This window comes from Thermoplasmata archaeon (assembly GCA_035632695.1).
Taxonomy (GTDB): Archaea; Thermoplasmatota; Thermoplasmata; order RBG-16-68-12; family RBG-16-68-12; genus RBG-16-68-12.
The window spans coordinates 1-1,867 of sequence record DASQGG010000013.1 but is presented as its reverse complement, the minus strand read 5'-3'; the positions used below and the strand labels follow the sequence as shown (position 1 = coordinate 1,867).

2 protein-coding genes are annotated in these 1,867 nt (G+C 64.7%); both read left to right on the top strand.

Annotated features, from left to right (window positions below; translation table 11 throughout):
- Positions 1-157: 157 nt before the first annotated feature.
- Complete coding sequence (locus tag VEY12_00800; GenBank protein HYM38670.1) at positions 158-1,429, top strand: 2-hydroxyacyl-CoA dehydratase family protein; 1,272 nt, start codon at positions 158-160, stop codon at positions 1,427-1,429.
- Positions 1,430-1,432: 3 nt separating this feature from the next.
- Positions 1,433-1,867 (top strand): acyl-CoA dehydratase activase (locus VEY12_00795; GenBank protein ID HYM38669.1); only part of this gene is annotated, 435 nt, incomplete at its 3' end.

The following is a 1,867-nucleotide window of genomic DNA, read 5'->3' as shown; positions in this document are numbered from 1 at the left end:
TCAACGCGTTCCTGGAGAAGCGGAAGCCCGTCTGGAAGCACAGGTAACGCCTCCGCCCGTGTCCGTTCCCATCCGGACATACCGATTTATATAAGTCCGGGCGTAAAGATACAAACGTTCTCGAACCCCATAGGGAAGGCGGAAGCGACGCGAGGCCATGGTCGAGACCGTTTCCGCACCCATCCCGCAGGATTTCGATCGCGCGAAACACCTTCAAGGTGAGCTCGTCAAGGCTTATCTCCACTCCCTCGCGGACCCCGCGGCGCGCGGCTCGAGGCGGATCGGCTACGCGTTCGTGATGGCGAACCCGATCGAGATCCTGAGCGCCTTCGACATCCTGCCGCTGTATCCGGAGATCACGTCGCTCAACATCTCGTACCGAGGCGGCGCCCCGGCCCTGATCGCCCTCGCCGAGGAGGAAGGCTATTCCACCGACGCGTGCGGCTATGTGAAGATGGGGATTGCCGCGGCCATGGACAACGTGCAGACCGTCCTCGGACCGATCCCCAAGCCCGATGTGCTCCTTCTCTCCTACTCCGGATGCCAGATCTACATCCACTGGTGGGAGCAACTCCACTACCGGACGGGTGCGCCGATCTTCGTGTTGGACATCCCGTACCTCCGAGAGTTCGACGGGAGCATCCCGAAGCACGACATCGAGTACGTCGCCGCGCAACTCTGGGAGTTCGTGGGCAAGCTCGAGACGCTCACGGGCCGGCGCTTCGACGAGGGTGCTCTCAAGGAGAGCGTTCGCCGGTCCGGCGAGGCCTGGGACCTCTGGCGACGGTGTCTGGAGATGGGCAAGCGGAGGCCCACGCCCTTCGACGCGTACTTCGAGTCGATCTACTACATGGCCCCGATCACGTTCGCCCGCGGCAGCGAGACCTGCGTCGACTTCTACCGCACGCTGCTCGACGAGCTGGAGCGCCGGTCCGCGGCCGGCGTAGGTCCGACCGCAGAGGAGCGATACCGCCTCGTGTTCGAGGGTGTGCCGAATTATCCCTTCTTCAAGCGCTTCTGGGGTCTGTTCCGCGAGCACAACGCACGGGGCGTGGCTTCCACCTACCCGAAGGTCGCGGGCATGGTGGACACGGGTTCGTTCCGCTTGGATCCGAACCGGCCCATGGAGTCCTTGGCCGAGTACATGATCCACGCGTACTGCAACTGGAACATGCCCATGCGCACCCACCTGATCGAGCGGTACGTCCGGGAGTACGCGGCCGACGGCGTCGTGATCCATTCCATCAAGAGCTGCCGTTCCTTCTCCATGGGGCAGGGAGACATCCGCGAGTACCTGGCCAGGGAGTGCGACATCCCCACCCTGCTCATCGAGTCGGACCACGTGGACCCGAGGTACTTCAGCGAGGCCCAGACCCGGAACCGGGTGGACGCGTTCTTCGAGACGCTCTCCGTGCGGGGGAGGTCCTAGGCGATGCCCGCCCAAGGCTCGTTCTTCGCGGGGGTCGACGCCGGCTCGACGTACACGAAGGCCGCGCTCGTGGACGGCGACGGGAAGCTCGTCGCGACGGCGATTGACATGACGGGCGTGAACATCCTGGCCGCGGCAAAGAAGGTCTACGCCGATCTCCTTGCGAAGGTCGGCATCGGTGACGGGGACGTCGCCTTCGCCGTCGGCACGGGCTACGGCCGGTACAAGATCACGTTCGGGAAGGCTCAGATCACGGAGATCGCCTGCCATGCCCGGGGGGCCCACCTTCTGTTCCCGGGAACGCGGACGGTCCTGGACATGGGCGGGCAGGACACGAAGGCCATCCGGATTGACGAGCGCGGGGACGTGACCGACTTCTGCATGAACGACAAGTGTGCCGCGGGGACCGGGCGGTTCATCGAAGGGTCCGCAAGGGCT